This window comes from Novosphingobium soli, assembly GCF_042432915.1.
GTDB classification, from domain to species: domain Bacteria; phylum Pseudomonadota; class Alphaproteobacteria; order Sphingomonadales; family Sphingomonadaceae; genus Novosphingobium; species Novosphingobium soli.
The window spans coordinates 1-18,313 of the sequence record NZ_JBHLWK010000001.1 but is presented as its reverse complement, the minus strand read 5'-3'; the positions used below and the strand labels follow the sequence as shown (position 1 = coordinate 18,313).

The 18,313-nt window shown below is 71.4% G+C and carries 7 protein-coding genes; 5 read left to right on the top strand and 2 right to left on the bottom strand.

What is annotated here, in order from left to right; genetic code table 11:
- Positions 1-20 precede the first annotated feature (20 nt).
- A complete protein-coding gene (gene msrA, locus ACFFJC_RS00035) occupies positions 21-719 on the top strand; it encodes a peptide-methionine (S)-S-oxide reductase MsrA (RefSeq protein WP_379485526.1) in 699 nt (232 codons plus the stop codon).
- Between the two features lie 10 nt (positions 720-729).
- On the opposite strand, the gene ACFFJC_RS00030 is transcribed toward msrA, so the two are convergent.
- Together ACFFJC_RS00030 and ACFFJC_RS00025 are read right to left on the bottom strand one after the other, a co-directional pair.
- Positions 730-1,905 carry a BaiN/RdsA family NAD(P)/FAD-dependent oxidoreductase gene (locus tag ACFFJC_RS00030; protein WP_379485525.1) on the bottom strand — a complete coding sequence of 392 codons (1,176 nt, stop codon included), beginning with the start codon at positions 1,903-1,905 and terminating at the stop codon, positions 730-732.
- Positions 1,906-1,924: 19 nt separating this feature from the next.
- Entirely contained in the window at positions 1,925-3,547 is a 1,623-nt protein-coding gene (locus ACFFJC_RS00025; RefSeq protein ID WP_379485524.1) for an NAD(P)/FAD-dependent oxidoreductase, read from the bottom strand.
- A 457-nt stretch (positions 3,548-4,004) separates the two neighbouring features.
- Between ACFFJC_RS00025 and ACFFJC_RS00020 the strand changes: the two genes are divergently transcribed.
- From ACFFJC_RS00020 to ACFFJC_RS00005, 4 genes are all read left to right on the top strand, one after another.
- Entirely contained in the window at positions 4,005-5,657 is a 1,653-nt protein-coding gene (locus ACFFJC_RS00020; RefSeq protein ID WP_379485523.1) for a ShlB/FhaC/HecB family hemolysin secretion/activation protein, read from the top strand.
- 14 nt (positions 5,658-5,671) lie between these two features.
- On the top strand, positions 5,672-14,320 hold the full coding sequence (locus tag ACFFJC_RS00015; RefSeq protein ID WP_379485522.1) for a filamentous hemagglutinin N-terminal domain-containing protein: 8,649 nt from the start codon (positions 5,672-5,674) through the stop codon (positions 14,318-14,320).
- Between the two features lie 5 nt (positions 14,321-14,325).
- Entirely contained in the window at positions 14,326-17,481 is a 3,156-nt protein-coding gene (locus tag ACFFJC_RS00010; RefSeq protein ID WP_379485521.1) for a CHAT domain-containing protein, read from the top strand.
- A 55-nt stretch (positions 17,482-17,536) separates the two neighbouring features.
- Positions 17,537-18,148, top strand: a complete 612-nt coding sequence (locus tag ACFFJC_RS00005; RefSeq protein WP_379485520.1) for a hypothetical protein — start codon at positions 17,537-17,539, stop codon at positions 18,146-18,148.
- Positions 18,149-18,313: the final 165 nt, after the last annotated feature.

Sequence of the window (18,313 nt, the reverse complement as noted above, 5' to 3'; positions counted from 1 at the left end):
GATCAACCGGAGAGAGCCCCATGCCCACACGCCGCCGATCCCACTCCCAGCGTCCCAGCCGCCCTGCTTCCCTCGCCATCCTGGCCGCCGCCGCGATTGCCGCCACGGTAGGCCTCGCGTCCTGGCCGCAAGCCCCCGCGGCGGCCGCCCCCTTCCCCGCGCCGCCGGCCGAGACGACGCCCGCCGGCGATCAGGTGGCGGTACTCGCAGGCGGGTGCTTCTGGGGCGTGGAAGGGGTGTTCGAGCATGTCCGCGGCGTCCGCTCCGTCACCACGGGCTATGCCGGAGGCGTCCGGGCCGACGCCAACTATCGCGCCGTGTCCTCCGAGAGGACCGGCCATGCCGAAGCCGTGCGCATCGTCTATGACCCGCGACAGGTCAGCTACGGCACGCTGCTGAAGGTCTTCTTCTCGGTCGGACACGATCCGACGCAGGTCAATCGCCAGTTCCCCGACGTGGGACCCAGCTATCGCTCGGCGATCTTCCCGCAGAACCCCGGCCAGCGCCAGGTGGCCGCCGCCTACATCGCCCGCCTCGACCAGGCCGGCGTCTACCCGCGCCCGATCGCGACGAAGATCGAGAGCGGCAGCTTCTACCCGGCGGAGGCCTACCACCAGGACTACCTGCGCCGGAACCCGCAGAGCAGCTACATCCGCCGCTACGACGCGCCCAAGCTGGCGGCGCTGCGCAAGACCTGGCCGGCGCTCTGGCGCAGCTGACCGCCGGCTCTCAGATCGCCAGTCCGGCCGCGCGGGCGCTCGCCCAGGCCCACTGGAAGTTGTACCCGCCGAGCCAGCCGGTGACGTCCACCGCTTCGCCGATCGCGTAGAGCCCCGGCACCTTGCGCGCTTCCATGGTCTTGGACGAGAGCGCTGTGGTGTCGATCCCGCCCGCGGTCACTTCGGCCTTAGCGAACCCTTCGGAGCCGTCCGGCACGAAAGGCCAGCGCGCCAGCCGGGCCTCTGCGTTCGCCAGCGCCTTGTCGGACAGCCCACCGATCTCGCCGTCGAGCCCCAGCCGTTCGGACAGCGCCTCGGCCAGCCGCTCGGGCAACCCTTCGCCCAGCGCCTTGCGGAACGACACGCGCGGCCGCTCGCGCTTGATGGCCTTGAGCCAGCCTTCGGGGCGGTCCGGTAGGAACTGCGCAGTAATCGTGTCACCCCGCTTCCAGTAGCTCGACACCTGCAGGATCGACGGGCCGGACAACCCGCGGTGCGTGAACAGCGCCGCCTCGCGGAACGCCGCCTTGCCGCACCGCGCCACGATCTCGGTCGAGACGCCGGACAGCTCGCGGAACAGCGCCTCTTCACCCGGAAGCGTCAGTGGGACCAGCGCCGGGAGCGGCTGCACCACCTTGAGCCCGAACTGCCGCGCCAGATCATAGGCGAACCCGGTAGCCCCCATCTTCGGGATCGACGCCCCCCCGGTGGCGACGACCAGCGCCGGCGCATTCGCGGTGACGGCGCCGTGGCGCACCCGATAGAGCCCATCGGCATGCTCGACGGCGTCCACCGCCACGCCGCAGCGGAGCGTCACCGTCGCTTTGGCGCATTCGTCCAGCAGCATCGCCACGATCTGCCGGGCCGAACCGTCGCAGAACAGCTGCCCCAGCGTCTTCTCGTGCCAGGCGATGCCATGCGCCTCCACCAGGGCCAGGAAATCGGCCGCGGTGTAGCGGCTCAGCGCCGACTTGGCGAAGTGGGCATTGCTCGAAAGATAGCGCTCGGGCGCGGTGTGCAGGTTGGTGAAGTTGCACCGCCCCCCGCCCGAGATCAGGATCTTGCGACCCGGTTCGGGCGCGTGGTCCAGCAGCAGGACGCGCCGGCCGCGCTGCCCCGCGGTGGCGGCGCAGAACAACCCGGCGGCGCCTGCCCCCAGGACGATGGCGTCGTAGGTCTCGATCACCGGATACTCCGCAGCCTGGTCATGTCCCGACCAGCTCCAGCGCCAGTGCCTCGGCGACGCGGATGCCGTCGACCGCGGCCGAGAGGATCCCCCCGGCGTAGCCCGCCCCTTCCCCGGCCGGGTAGAGCCCGCGCGTGTTGAGGCTCTGTAGGTCCTTGCCGCGGGTGATGCGGATCGGCGACGAGGTGCGCGTCTCGACGCCGGTCATCACCACGTCGGGATGGTCGTAGCCTGGGACCTGGCGACCGAACACCGGCAGCGCCTCGCGGATCGCCTCGGTCACGAAGTCGGGCAGGCACGTCTCCAGCGCGGTGAGCCGCACTCCGGGCTGATAGCTGGGAACCACCGCGCCGAGTTCGCTGGAGGGCCGCCCGGCCAGGAAGTCGCCGACCTTCTGCGCGGGGGCCTTGTAGTCGGAGCCGCCTGCCGCAAAGGCGAGCTCCTCCAGCCGGCGCTGCAGGGCGACGCCGGCCAGCGGGTGCCCCGGGAAGTCGCGCTCCGGGCTGACGTCGACCACCAGGCCCGAGTTGGCGTTGAACTCGGCGCGGGAATACTGGCTCATGCCGTTCGTCACGACCCGCCCCTCCTCGCTCGTGGCGGCCACCACGCGCCCGCCGGGGCACATGCAGAAGGAATAGACCGTGCGCCCGTTGGTCGCCTTATGGGAGATCGCGTAGGCAGCCGCCCCCAGGATCGGGTTGCCCGCGCAGGGACCGTACCGCGCCTTGTCGATCCAGCTCTGCGGATGCTCGATGCGAACGCCGATGGCAAAGGGCTTGGCCTCCACATGGACCCCACGGGTGTGCAGCACCTCGAAGGTGTCCCGGGCCGAGTGCCCTACCGCGAGGATGACATGGCTGACCGGCAGGAACTCCCCGGTGGAGAGGTGCAGCCCCTGCAGCCGGCGGACCCCAGCCCCATCCGCCTCGATCGCGAAGTCCTCGACGCGCGTGCCGAAGCGGTACTCGCCGCCCAGCGATTCGATCGTCTCGCGCATCGCCATGACCATCGTGACCAGGCGGAAGGTGCCGATGTGCGGGTGCGCTTCGGTGAGGATATCGTCGGGCGCACCGGCCTTGACGAACTCTGTCAGGACCTTGCGGCCGAGATGGCGCGGATCCTTGATGCGGCTGTAGAGCTTGCCGTCCGAGAACGTGCCTGCGCCGCCCTCCCCGAACTGGACGTTGCTCTCCGCATCGAGCACCGAGCGCCGCCACAGCCCCCAGGTGTCGCGGGTGCGTTCGCGCACCGCCTTGCCGCGCTCGATGATGATCGGGCGCAAGCCCATCTGCGCCAGGACCAGCGCGGCGAGCAGGCCGCAGGGCCCGGCGCCGATCACCACCGGCCGCGGCCCGGCATAGCCCTCGGGCGCGCGCGCGACGAACTTGTAGGCGGTGTCGGGGGTCGGCCGCACATGCGGATCGCCCACGAAACGGGCGAGCACTTCCGCCTCGTCCTGCACCGTCACGTCGAGCGCATAGACAAGCTTGATCGCGTTCTTGCGGCGCGCATCGTTGCCGCGCCGGAAGACGGCCACGCGCTCGATTCGCGAGGGCGCGAGGTCCAGGCGCGTGGCCACCGCGGCGTCGAGGTCGGCAGGGGTATGGTCCAGCGGCAGCGAGAGATCGGTCAGGCGAAGCATCCGCGCGCCTTTATACGCTCCCGCGGCGGAGCGCCATCGGTGCATGCCGGGCGCTGGACGGACCTCGCTGCTCCGCGGCTCAGCCATGCTGCAGCGCCGCATCCATTTTGAATGCTTTTCCGGCGGAAGGTCCGCTCTGCAGGTGCTAGTCCCGAGCCGGGACGATGGGAACAGCGGGCGGAGACCAAAACCACCGCGAAAATGCTCCCCAAAGTACAGCTGACACAATTCGTCATACCCTGATCGTGGTATGACTGCGATTGTCATGCCGCAATGCAATACTTCTGTTAACTCAGTTGACTTGCTTAAAGAATCTCCGAATAAACCGCCGCGGGGCGAACATGATCTCACCAGCAACGGTAGGATGATTCCGCTCCACCTGGATGCAGGGGGCAATATGAAGTACGCTTGGGGGAAGGCAGTCCTGGCGACTGTCGGGGTATGCGCAGGCGGTGCAGTGGCATCGGCGCAGGACGTGCTTCCGGACCGCCCGCAAATCGAACAGACCATTCCCGAACGGGACCTGCCGCGCCCCGACGTGCGCGTGGAGACCGCAAACGCCCTGACGCCGGCGCCCTGCGCGCTCGAAGGGTCGGACGTGCGCGTCAACCTTTCCGGCCTGGTGATCGAAAAGCCCGACGGCTCGCCGCTGCCGCAGGAACTGCAGGCTCTCCTGGCGGGCGTCGAAGGCGACGTGCGCGGAGAGCAGCCGATCGCGGTGGTCTGCCGGGTGCGCGATGCCATCAACCAGCGGCTGAGCGAAGCGGGCTACGTCGCGCTCGCGCAGATCCCGCCGCAGCAGATCAGCAACGGCACGCTGCGCATCCAGGTCGTCACCGCGCGCATCACCGAAGTGCGCATCGTCGGCGACCCGGGCCCGTTCCGCGGCCAGCTCGAGCGGGCGGTGGAACAGATCCGCGCGCTGGAGCCGCTGAACCGCAAGGACGCGATCCGGCTGCTGCTGCTCACCGGCGACGTGCCCGGGCTGGACGTGACGCTCACCCTGAGCTCCGCCAATGCGGCGCCGGGCGACGTGATCGGCACGCTGAATGTCACGTCGGAGCGCTTCGCGGTGATGGCGAACGTGCAGGACTACGGCTCGCACCAGCTCGGCCGCTGGGTCGGCTCGCTGCGGGCGGAGGCCTACGGCCTGACCGGCCTCGCGGACCGCACCTACGTCGCCTACTCCAATTCGTTCGACTGGGACGAGGTGCGCGTGGTGCAGGCCGGGCACGACTTCGGCGTGACCGCCTCGGGGCTGCGCCTGGGCCTGCGCGGCTCGATGGCGTGGTCGCGTCCGGACATCGAGGACCTCGACTTGCGCTCGCGCTCGATCATCGCGGGCATCGACCTCAGCATGCCGCTGGTGCGCGATCTCAAGACCACGGTCCTGGCGACCGGCGGCTTCGAGCTGATCGAGCAGAAGGCGCGCTTCCATGCCGGCGGCAACACGCTGCCGTTCACCTACGACAAGATCCGCGTCCTCTACGGCCGCATCGAGGGTGACTTCCGGGTGGAGAACGCCACGCGCGAATGGATGCGCACCCATGCCGCGCTCGAACTGCGCAAGGGCCTCGACGTGCTCGACGCCACGCAGCAGGGGGTGGTGACGTCGAGCGGCGCGCCCAGCCGCCTCTTCGGCGACCCGCAAGCCTTCGTCGTCAAGGGCGACCTCGACGTCTCGCTTCGCCCCACCGACCGCATCCAGCTCGATCTCGGCGGCTTCGGGCAGTGGACCGACGACCCGCTCCTCAACCTCGAGGAGTTCTCGCTGGGCAACTACACCCACGGCCGCGGCTACGATCCGGGCGGCTTCGGCGGCGACCGCGCCTATGGCTTCACGGTGGAACCGCGGGTCAAGCTGCCGGTGCCGCGCTTCGGGGTGGAGGCGAGCGCCTTCTTCGACTGGGTGCGGCTGGAGAACCTCGATCCCGGCACCATCGACGAAAAGCGCACGCTGCGCTCGCTTGGCGCAGGCCTGCGCTTCGTGCTGCCGCGCCGGCTGGTGGTCGATCTGACGTATGCCCACCCGCTCGACCGGGTGCTGCCGACCGACGAGAAGAAGCCGTCCGACCGCGTCCTGGTCTCGATCACGGCCAAGCTGTTCTGAGAGGAAAAGGTTCCATGACCGCCACCACGCGTCGCTTCGGCATCACTGCCACCCTGCGCCTCTCGCTGCTGGGCTCCACCGCGCTGATCGGCACGGGCTTCCTCGCCGACCAGGCCCATGCCCAGGTCGCGCCCAGCCTCGCCAACGCGGGGGGCGCCTCGGTCAGCACCGCGACCGCGCCCGACGGTGCGATCACCACCGACATCGACCTCAACGGCGCCAGCCGCATCCTCGACTTCAACAGCTACAGCGTCGGCGCCAACGACGTCGTGAACTACACGAGCGCCTCGGCCACCGACCTGGTCGCGGTCAATCGCGTGCTGACCGGCGGCCCTGCCTCGGTGATCGACGGCACGATCAACGCCGATGCGGGCATCTCGGTGTGGCTGGTCAACCAGGAGGGCATCGCCTTCGGCTCCGGGTCGCGCGTGAACCTCGCCGGCGGCAGCCTGATGCTGTCCACGCTGGACTTCGCGAACACCGTCGATGGATCGTTCCGTACGGCCTTCGCAGCGCCTGGTGCCGCTAATTCCACCGCGCTGACCTTTGCCGGCGGCAGTGCCAGCCCGATCGCGCTCGGTGGCAGCCTCAACGTCGCGGGTTCGATCGTCGCGGTCGGCCAGACCATCTCCACCACCGGCGCGCTGGCGACCGACAGCGGCTCCATCGTGCTGGTCGCCGCGAGCGACGTCACCTTCACCGGCGGGCTCGGCAACCCGCTGAGCTTCACGATCAACGCGGGCACCACGCTGGGCTCGGCCGCGGTCAACGTGAACGACAACCTCACGGGCCAGTCGGTCGTCGTGGCCGGCGGCGTGGAGAACGCCCTGACCGCCGCCCTGCTCAACGTCGCTGCGAACGCCACGCTGACCGCGACCGCCGCAGGCGGAACGGTCACGCTCGCCACGGCGTCCGCGGCATCCCCCGCGGGTACCATCACCATCAACAGCAGCGATGCGGCATCGATCGACCAGGCCGGCGCTCTCGTCGCCGCACAGGCCGGCTCCGACGTGCGCATCGTTTCCGCGCGCGACCTGACCGGCAGCGGCAGCATGACGGCGGGGCGGAACGCCATCGTCAGCACCGCCGGCGACGCCGCGCTGGGCGCGATCACCGCCGGGGCGGGGGTCGAGGTCGCGTCCGCGGGCAGCGCCACCTTCGCCGGTGCCGTCGAGGCGGACAGCGGCTTTGCGCTCGCCACCGGGCTGGACGCGGTGATCGAAGGCGCGATCACCGTCGCCAACGGCGATATTGCGCTCCAGGTCGGGGGCGACACGACCGTCACCGGCGACATCAACGCCGGGGGCACCTTTTCGCTGGAGACGGCCGCGCTCACCCAGACCGGTGACATCGTCTCGGCCGGGGATTCCACCCTTCTCGTCACCGGTTCCGTCAGCGCCACCGGCCGCAACCAGTCGAGCGGCGGCACGCTGACCATCGACGTGGACGGCGATGCCACGCTTGGCGCGCTTTCGGCCGCCGCGGACGTCTCGGTCGAAGCGGGCGGGTTCGTGACCGTCGATGGCGCCGTCAGCGCCGGCGTCGACTTCCTCGTCGAGGCGGGAACCGACATCGCCCTGAACGGCGCGGCCACCGCCGGTCGCGACACCCGCCTCACGGCCGGGCGCGACACCTCCGTTGCAGGCAGCCTCGTCGCGGGCCGCGACGTCCTCGTCACCGGCACCCGGGACTATACCCAGGCGGGAAGCGTCTTCGCCCAGCGAAGCGTCGACCTGGACGCCGCCGGCGATGCCATCGTGACGGGTCCGATCTCCGCCGGCACCGGCGCGATCACCGCAACGATCGGCAACGACGCGCGCTTTGGCGCGCTCGATGCCGGGACCGACGTGATCGTCGAGGCCGGCCGCGACGCCGCGTTCCTCGGCCAGATCACCACCGGCGGCGACGTCGATCTCCGCGCCGGACGGCAGATCTCCGTCTCCGGCGGGGTGACCGCGGGCGACGACTACCTGGTGGAAGCCGGCTCCGTCACGCTCGGCACCGACGATGCCGCCAGCACGCAGCAGGCGGCCCGCCGCGTGTTCATCCACGCCCGCGATGACGACGTGACCGGCGTGGGCGCGCTGACCTTGCGTTCCGACACGGACCGCACCGGCAATGCCGATCTCGAGCTCCAGTCCGACCTCGGCGAAGTCCGCTTCGGTGCGCAGACCCTGCTGGAGGCCGGCTTTGCCGCGGGAACGCCCGCCCAGCGCAGCGACGTGATCGTCACCAGCGCGCCCGCCATCACCCTCGGCAACGTCACTGCGGCCAGCCTGTCCACGGCCGGCAGCACGGCGCTCAACGCCGCCGGCGCGATCACGACGGGCGCCATCGTGGTCGACAACGCGCTGACCATCGCCTCCACCACGGGCGCGGTGCGCACCGGCAGCATCACGATCCAGGACGAAGGCGCGGCGCTGGAGATCCGCGCCGGCACCGACGCGACCGCCACCGGCAACCTGCGGACCAACCGCGGCGACATCCGCGTCTCGGCCGGGGAAGACGTCAGCCTCCAGGGCGCGTCCACCGCCTTCGCCGACCCCGCCACCGCTCCCGTCGGCGGCAACATCGGCCTGTCCGCGGGCGGCGCCATCGTCGCCGGTGCCCTCACGGCAGGAGAGGACATCGCCGCCCGCGCCGGCGGCAACGTCACCATCGCCAGCGCCGCGGCGGGAGACGATATCGACGTCCTCAGCAGCACCGGCGACGTCTCGCTCGCGCGCGCCAGCGCGCTGGGCACCGGGACGGGCGGCAGCGCCATCGCCTTCCCCGTCGCGCCGGGCCTGCCGGGCTCGATCGCCGTCCTCACGCCCGAGGACCCTGCCCTCGCCGGATCGACCATCCGCCTGCGCGCGGCGCTCGGCAGCGTCTCGTCGGGCACCGAGCTGCGGACCGTCGACGGAGACATCCTGGTCAGCGGCGCTGCCGGGGTCGGGATCGAAGGTGCCTTCGCATCGGGTGACATCCTCGCCTCGGCGGGCGGCGCGCTCACGCTCGCGAACGCCGCGTCCACAAGCGGCGCGATCGGGCTCCATGCCGGGGGCAGCGTCACCGCGGGAGCGCTGGACGCCTTGCACGACGTGGCGATCCGCGCCGGCGGCGATATCGCGGTGACCAGCGCCCGCACGGGCGACGACATCGATTTCGTCAGCACCGGCGGTTCGGTTGCCCTGCGGGACGGCACCGCCACCGGCACCGGGATCAACCTCGAGACGGTCAGCTTCCCCGGATTGCCGGGGCAGCCGGGCTCGATCCTGGTCGGCCCGGGCGAGGACGCGCAGATGGCGGGCTCGACGATCCGCCTTCGGGCACAGACGGGAAGCGTCACCTCCACCGGCACGCTCACCACCGCCGCCACGGGCAACCTGCTGGTCAACGCCGCCGCGGACGCCGCGCTCAACGCGGCCGAGGCCGCTTCGGGCTCGGTCGGGATCCGCGCTGGCGGGACAGTGACCGCATCGCGTCTGGCAGCCAGCGCCGACGTCGGCGTGATCGGCGCCAGCATCGCCGTGGCGACGGCGGTCGCCGGCGACGACGTCGACATGCGTGCCACCACCGGCGACCTGTCGCTCACCAACGGCACCGCGCTGGGAACCGGCGGGACGGGGACCTCGGTGGTGGCGGCCGGCATTCCTGGCACGGCTACCGCCATCGGCATCGACCTGGGCGAAGATGCACAACTCTCCAATTCCACCATCCGCCTCGCCGCGCAGGGCAGCATCACCAGCACGGGCACGCTTGCGACGCGCGGCGACGGCGACATCCTGGTCAATGCCGCGCAGGATGCCACGCTGAACCTCGTCACCGCCGATGTGGGTTCGATGGGCATCCTTGCCGGCGGCACGGTCGCGGCGGACGGTCCTCTCTCCGCGCTCACGGCCAGTGTCGACATCGGCATCCGCGCCGGCACGGGCGTGCGCGTGCGGTCGGCGAATGCCGGCGACGACATCGACGTCACCGCCCTTTCGGGCGACCTCGTGCTGAGGTCGGCGACGGCCAACGGCACCCCCGGCACGGGCGGCAGCATGGTCGTCTTCGGCACCGCCGGGGCGCCGGCCGCCGTCGAAATCGACCGGACCACCGAAATCGCGCCGCTTGCCGCCTCGACGATCCGCCTGCGCGCAGAGGCGGGCGGCATCCAGTCGGACGACCTCGCGACCGGCAGCGGCGACATCCTGGTCAACGCCAGCGGCGACGCGCAGCTCGGCGACGCAGCGGCCGGGGGCGGCTCGATAGGCGTGCTGACCGGCCTCGACACCCGCGCCACGCTGCTGACCGCCAGCCGCGACGTGACCGTCGAGGCCGGCGCCGGCATCGACGTCGGCACCGCGACCGCGGGCGACGACATCGACATGGTCGCGCTCGCGGGCGATCTCGTGCTGGCCAATGGCACCTCCAACGGTATCGTCCCAGTCGGCGGCACCTCGATCCGCTTCACCGCTGCGGCCGGCGCTCTGGACGCGCTGGACAGCGCCGTGGGAGAGGATGCGGACCTCGCCGGAGCATCCATTCGCCTGCGCGCGGCGGCCGGCAGCATCGACAGCGACACGCTCCTCGGCACCGGCGCCGGCGACATCCTCGTCAACGCGGCGGGGAATGCGACGCTCGGCGAGGCCGAGGCGCGCCAAGGGTCGATCGGCGTGCTGGCGGGCTTCGCCGCGCAGGCCGGCACGCTCGTCGCGCAAGCCGACATCGGCATGCTGGCGGGCGTCGACGTCAGCGTCGGCTCGGCCCGGGCAGGCGACGACATCGACTTCGTGGCCGAGCGCAACGTGCACCTGCAGGACGGCACCGCGCTCGCGAGCGACGGGACCGGGGGCACCGGGGTCAGCCTGGGCGTGGCCGGCGCCGAGAACGCGGTGCGGATCGTCGATGCCGAGGATCCGCAGCTCGTCCAGTCGTCGATCCGCCTGCGCGCCGCCACCGGCAACATCGCCGGCTCGAGGTCGCCGCTCACCGGGACCCGGTTGCAGACGCTCGAGGGTGACATCCTCCTCAATGCGGGGAACGCGGTCACGGTCGCGGATGCGGATGCCGGCGGCGCGATCGGCATCCTTGCGGGCGGCACCGTCACCGCCACCCGCCTCACCGCCAGCCGCGACATCGGCGTGCGCGGCGGCACCACCGCCGGCCCGGCAAGCGACGTCGCGATCGACACGGCCACGGCGGGCGACGACCTCGACGTGGTGGCGCTGAACGGCGACCTGTTCCTGACCACCGGGGCCGCGCTGGGCGCGGACGGAACCGACGGTCGTTCGGTGTCGTTCACGGGCACGCCCGGAACCGTCGACGCCGTCGGCTTCGGCACCGAGGACGCGCAGCTGCTCGGATCGAGCATCCGCCTGCGCGCGGCCGTCGGCAGCATCGCTTCGGACGACGCGCTGGAGGCGCGCGGCCGGGGTGAGGTGCTGGTCAACGCCGCGGGCAGCCTCTCGCTGAACACCGTCGAGGCGAGCGACGGCGCGATCGGCCTGCTCGCCGGCCAGCGCATCGACGCCGCCACGCTCATCGCCAGCCGCGACATCGGCGTGCGCGGCGGCACCACCGGCGGTGCGGCGAGCGACGTCGTGATCGCCGCCGCCAGCGCCGGCGACGACATCGACGTGGTGGCGCTCAACGGGAACCTGTTCCTGACCACCGGGGTGGCTACCGGCGCAACGGGCACCGACGCGGCCTCGGTCCTGTTCGGCGGCCTGCCCGGAAGCGCGGGTGCCGTGGTCATCGGTGCCGAGGATNACGCGGCCTCGGTCCTGTTCGGCGGCCTGCCCGGAAGCGCCGGTGCCCTGAGGATCGGTGCCGAAGACGCGCAACTCGACGACTCCACGATCCGCCTGCGCAGCGAGAACGGCAACGTCACCTCCGCCACGCTGCTCGAGACGCAAGGGCGCGGCGAAGTGCTGGTCAACGCCAGCGGCAGCCTCTCGCTGAACACCGTCACTGCGGCGAACGGGTCGATCGGCCTGCTCGCCGGCCAGCGCATCGACGCCGCCACGCTCATCGCCAGCCGCGACATCGGCGTGCGCGGCGGCACCACCGGCGGTGCGGCGAGCGACGTCGTGATCGCCGCCGCCAGCGCCGGCGACGACATCGACGTGGTGGCGCTCAACGGGAACCTGGCGCTGGGCAGCGGGCTTTCGACCGGTGCCGGCGGCAGCGATGGCCGGTCGCTGGCCTTCGCCGCCGCGCCGGGCAGCGTGGATGCGGTGACGTTCGGCGCCGAGGATGCGCAGCTGACGGGCTCGACCATCCGGCTGCGCGCGCAGGCAGGGAACATCGTCTCCGCCACCGCGCTCGAGACGCCCGGCGCCGGCGAGGTGCTGGTCAATGCCAGCGGCAGCCTCTCGCTGAACACCGTCACTGCGGCGAACGGGTCGATCGGCCTGCTCGCCGGCCAGCGCATCGACGCCGCCACGCTCATCGCCAGCCGCGACATCGGCGTGCGCGGCGGCACCACCGGCGGTGCGGCGAGCGACGTCGTGATCGCCGCCGCCAGCGCCGGCGACGACATCGACGTGGTGGCGCTCAACGGGAACCTGGCGCTCGCCAGCGGCACCGCGACCGGGACGGGAGCGGGCGGCACATCGGTGGTCTTCACCGGCACGCCGGGCGCGGCCGGGGCCCTCGGCATCGGCACCGAAGATGCGCAGCTCACCGCCGCGACGATCCGCCTGCGGGCGCAGACCGGCAACGTGACCTCGGCCACCGCGCTCCACGGGCAGCGCGCCGGGGAAATCCTGGTCAATGCCGCGGGCACCGTCTCGCTCGGTGCGGCGACGGCGAGCGCCGGGTCGGTGGGCGTGCTCGCGGGAAGCGCGGTCACCGCCGGCTCGCTGGTGGCGAGCCGCGACATCGCCGTCCAGGCCGGCTCGGGGATCACCGTCGCGACCGCCACCGCCGGCGACGACATCGACATGACCGCCAACGCCGGCAACCTCGCGCTCACCAACGGCACGGCTAATGGCGCCACCGGCGAGGGAGGCACCTCGGTGACCTTCACCGCCGTGGCCGGAGCGGCCAACGCCGTGAGCATCGCCGGGGGCGAGGACCCGCAGCTCGCCCAGTCCAGCCTGCGCCTGAGGGCGCAGGGTGGGGCCGTGACCTCGGGCGGCGCGCTGCGCACGCTCGGCGTGGGCGACGTGCTGGTGAACGCCAGGGGCAACCTCGATCTCGCCACCAGCAGCGCCGCCGGCGGCTCGGTGGTCCTCCTCGCCGGAGGCAACCTGAGCGCGGCGACCACCATCGCCAGCGAGGACGTCGCCGTCCGCGCGGGCCTCAACGCCACGCTCGGCACCACCAGCGCCGGGGACGACATCGAGATCGCCGCCAGCGGCCTCGTCACCACCGGCGCGGCGACGATCGGGGGCACGCGCAGCGGCGCGGACGCCCGCCACGCGGTGCTGGACACCGCGCTGGCCGGCCAGGCCGCGGGCATCAGCCTGGTCGCGGGCGACCCGCGCGGCGCGCCGGGGCTGCCGGCGGGGTCGGCGTTGGCAAGCGCCGCCAATGGCCGCAACATCGTCATCGCGGCGGCAGACGTCGACATCCGCGGCGACCTGACCAGCGCCGATGGCCGCGTGGTGCTGCGCAACACCGGCGCCAACGCCACCGTGATGGGGGACTCGACGATCACCTCGGGCGCCGCCTTCGCGATCTCCAACGCCGAACTCGGCCGCGCCAAGGCCGCCACCGTGGTCGTCGATGCGGGCAGCAAGGCGCTGGAACTGGGAACGATGACGATCGGCGCCGCTACCGGCACGACCGACACCCGCTTCCTGACCACCGGCGCGGTGGAGATCACCGGCCCCATCGTGGTCGCCGGAAGCGCGGAACGCACACTGCAGATCGGCGGCCTGCTGGGCGAGCTCGGCGACGATGCCGGGTCCGAAAGCCTCGCCACCTCGATCGTCGCCCGGCTCGACAGGAGCACGGCGCCGCGGATCGACGCGGGCTCCAGCCTGCTCGAGCTACGGGGCGAGCGCATAGTCTTCGGCACCACGCTCATGGTCGACGGCTACATCGGCATGACCAACGCGCAGATCGCCGCCGAGGTCTCCAACCCCGCCTCGATCCTCTACACGGACCGGACGGCGCAGAACCTCGGCGTCTTCCTCACCGCCAGGCGCGTCACCGTGGGATACCGGAACTTCGCCTTGTTCCAGAACACGCAGATCTCCGGGAACCGCGGCGTCCTCATCAACTCGCCCGCCAACGGCCAACCGGACCAGACCGCGCTCGCGCTGCGGCTGATCAGCACCGGCGAGACGGGGAACAACAGCTTCGCCATGTTCGGGGTGGTCAACAACTTCACGAACAGCACCGCCGCGCTGCTCACCAACGAGGCGATCGAGATCGTCAATCCCACCGGCGATCCCAACGACTTCCGCGTCACCCGCGCCAGTTCGCGGTTCAACGGATGCGTCATCGGCGCACCCGATCGCGGTTGCCTCTCCACCGACATCCCGCAGCCCAACTTCAACTTCTACGATGAGCGCCAGATCGCCCTCTTCGACGCCGACGACGACACCACCATCGCGGTCAGCCCCCTGATCGGGCGCGGCAACGAAGGGCTGATCGTCAACGTCGCGGATGCGCCGGTGGGCATCGATACGCTCGAATGCCGGCCGGAGAACCCGGAATGCCCTGCCGCGAAACCGGAGTAAGCACGATGTCGAACCGCACCTCATCCCCGCTCCGGAACGGCCGCAAGGCGGTCCTCTCCCTGGCATCCTCGCTGGCCGTCCTGGCGACCGCCAGCCCGGCCCTCGCCGCGCCGGCGCCCGAGCGCTTTGCGCTGGGCACGAACGCGAACGGGGACTCGTGCTCCGCCTCGCGCGAGTGGTCTGCCGGTGGCGGCCCGGTGCGCTACGCCGGAGACCAGGCCTATGTCATCACCTGCCGCGATATCGCCGCCGCCGATGCGCAAGGCTACGTCGGCCCCGCCGGCAAGCCCGCGCCGCTGGACCACTGCGGCGCGGCGTTGACGGCGGAGGTCGCGGGCCTCGGTCCGGTCGAAGTGCGCCGCTGCGTCGACGCCACGCTGGGCAAGGCGGCGATCGACATCCGCTTCACGCGCAAGGGCACGACCTGGCAGGGCGCGGCGCTGGAATCGGCGGTGGGCACGCTGGAGACGGCGCTTCGCGTCATCGCCGGCGGCGGCCGCACCCCCGGCGGCAACACCGCCGCCAAGCCTTCGTTCGACCTGGCCGCGGTGCCCGCGGGCCAGGCCTTCACCGCGGCGGGCGACACCAAGGCGCTGACTGCCGAGGCTGCGCTGGCCGACGGCGTCACCGCGCTCCAGACCGGGCGCTTGCTCGATGCCTCGCGCACGCTCAACGATGCCCTGCGCGCCTTCGCCAATGCCGACGTCTCGACCCGCATCGACTTGCGCCTCGCGGCCGGCCTCGCCGAATCGAACCTCAGCCAGTTCGAGCTCGCGGCCAACGACTTCGCGGTCGCCGACGGCCTGCTCCGCACCGGGCGCGATCTGCCGCGGCGGGACGAGCAGGTGCGCCAGCTCGCCACCTATCGCGGCGTGGACCTCATCAACCAGCATCGCTGGAACGACGCCATCGCCGCCCTCACGCGCAGCCAGGCCGAGGCCGGGAGCCTCGAGGATCCGGTCACGCTGAGCCGCCTCAACGAGGAAGCGCTGGGCCAGGCGGATGAGGTTCAGGCCGAACTGACCGACCAGAACCAGCTCAATCGCTCGCTGCTCGAAGCGCAGCGCTACCAGGCGCTGAGCGTCGCCTATCTCGGCGCCAATCGCATCGACGAGGCGGACGTGGCGCTGCAGAACGCCGCCAAGGCGGCGCGCGTCATCCTGGCGCGCTACGCGGCCGACAACATCGTGTGGCTGCGCACGGTCATCGAGCGCCAGCAGGCCCGCATCCTCGTGCGCCGCGGCAGCATCGACAAGGCGCTGGTGCATCTCGACTGCGCCGTCGACGCGCTGAGCGGCAACACCGCCGGCGCGGGTTGCGTGTTCCCGGGCGCGCGGCCGGTCAGCGACACCTTCCAGAACGCGCCTCTGCTGGCCGACACGCGGCTGGAGCGCGCCAGCATCGCCTCGCGCGACCCCGCCACCGCGCCGGACAAGGTCCTCGCCAACTATCGCAGCGCGGTCCAGACGCTGCCGGAGCTGACCGGCACCGGCTACGTCTCGCTCGCCGCGCTGGAGCGCTACTTCACGCTGCTCACCAACGCGCCGCAGAGCGACGCGCGCGACCAGGAATACTTCCACGCAATGCAGATGATCGGCGAGCCGGCCATCGCGCGCGAGTATGCCCAGCTTCAGAAGGTGGTCGCTGCCGACGAAAGCGTGGCAGGGCTGCTGCGCCGCCGCGCGCTCCTCGATCGCCAGATGGTGCGCCTGCGCACCGAGATCTCCGGGCTGCCGACCAGCAGCGGGCCCGAGTTCGAGCGGCTGGAGCAGGAGCGGCAGGCCACCTCCGCCGAGCGCGACACGATCAACGGCCAGCTCCTTTCCAGCGACCGTATCGGCGCGCTGCAGGACGAGCCCGCCACCATCGCCCAGATCCGCGATGCGCTGGCGCCCGGCGAGGCCTATCTGAAGCTGACGCAGCTCTATTCGACGATGGCGGGCATCGTCATCACCCGGGACCAGACCTGGATCTACATGGTCGATGGCGGCCTGGCGCGGACCGAGCGGCTGGCCGAGCAGGTCCTGTCCAGCGCCCGCCTGGACGAGGCCACGCGCTCGACGCGGCTTTTCCAGGTGAGCAAGGCCTCGCAACTGTTCCAGGCGATCGCCGGCCCCGCGGCCGCGACGGTGGCCGGGGCCACCCGCGTCGTCTACGATCCCGCGGGCAAGCTGCGCCAGCTGCCCCTGGCGATCCTGGTGACCGATCCGGCGTCGGCCGAGGCCTACGAGAAGCAGCGCGCCAAGGGCGACTATTCCAAGCTCAAGTTCCTGGCGCGCGGCACCGACACCGCGGTGGCCCTCTCGCCCCGCGCGTTCCTGCGCGTGCGCAACGACGTGCGCCCCTCGCAGGCGCCCGGCAAGTTCCTCGGGCTGGGCGAGAACGCCCCCGCCGAACGCGCCTCGATCGCGGCGGCGGAAGACAAGATGCCGTTCGACTGCGCGGTCTCCTACGGCACCTGGGCGGGCGTGATGGCGCAGAACAAGCCGATCAGCGCACGCGAACTCGGCCTCGCCGCCGCGGCGCTGGGCGCACCGGGCTCGCCCGAGATCACGCTGGGGGCGTTCACCGACGTCAACCTGCTGAACGGTCCCGCCTCCACCGAGCTGGGCCGCTACCAGGTGATCCATTTCGCCACGCACGGGCTGCCCGAGACGCAAGTGGACCTGCCGCAGTGCAAGGTCCACCTTCCCCCGGCGCTGGTCACCACGCTGGCGGCACCGGCCGCCGACGGGGAAGTCCTCTCGGACGGACTGCTCTCGTTCGACGAAGTCGCCCGTCTGCAGCTCGACGCCAACCTGGTGGTGCTGTCCGCCTGCGACACCGCGGCGGGCACCAGCAGCCGGACCGCGCTCAAGGCCGGCCTCGAGAACGCATCGCCGGCGCTGGACGGGCTGGTGCGCTCCTTCATCGCCGCCCGGGCCCGCGCGGTGATGGCGACCTTCTGGGCGGTTCCCGATTCGCAGGAAACCCAGAACCTGATGCAGACCTTCTACAGCACCGGGCGTACCGCCCCTATGGGCAACTCGCTGCGCGTGGCGCAGAACCAGCTCATCGACACGCGGCGCTATTCGCATCCCTATTACTGGGGAGCCTACTTCCTGGTCGGCGATGGCGCCAAGACGATGCTGACGCAGCCCGGCCAGGTGGCGATGAAGTGAGGCCCGGCGCACGCGGAACGCTGGCCTCGCCGGCGGCGGCAGCCAAGGACATGGCATGACGATCACCGTCTTCACCTGGAACATGGGCGGGGTCGGTCCGCAGGGTACGCGCGGCGTCGGCCATGCCTCGGCGCAAGTCGGGGACGCCTATATCTCCTGGTGGCCGGCCGAGCACGCGCTCAAGGCGGCGCTCGACTCGCGTGCCAAGCGGCACACCATCCGCGACGACATCGAAGCGGACGGGACTCCCCACTTCGCCTCGGCCCCGATCGCGGACCTCGACGAGGACAAGGTCCTCTCGTGGTGGAAGTCGGTGTGCGACGCCAACGACAACTGGTCCCATGATGAGCGAGCGCTGGGCTCCTACCGCTTCCTCAGCAACAACTGCTCCACCACCGTGTTCAGGGCGCTCCTCATCGGAGCCGCTCCGGAATTGCGGACGAGGATCTGGGCCACCTATCTCAGCAGCCAGGCAAACACCGAAGCCACGCTGGCCCGCGCCGGGGTGATCCTCGACCGGATCGTCGGTGGCTGGGGCGGCTATGCGCAAGTGATCGAAAGCATCAAGCTCCTCGGGATCGACCGGACGGTGACCGCCCTGCGCCCGGCGGGACTGATCGTGACCCCGCTCGACGTCCACGCCGTGGTCTCCAAGATATGGTCCTGAGGTCCCCACCGAACTCGGTGGACCGACCCGCGGCTTCCGACGGTGGCGCTACCGCCGCGTTGATGCCACGCTAAGGCCACGCTAGAGCGTGATCTTCTTTGAGTGAATCGTAAGGGGGATTCACGCGCCTGATTTTTCTGATTCAACCTGTTGGCTGGTTAGGAG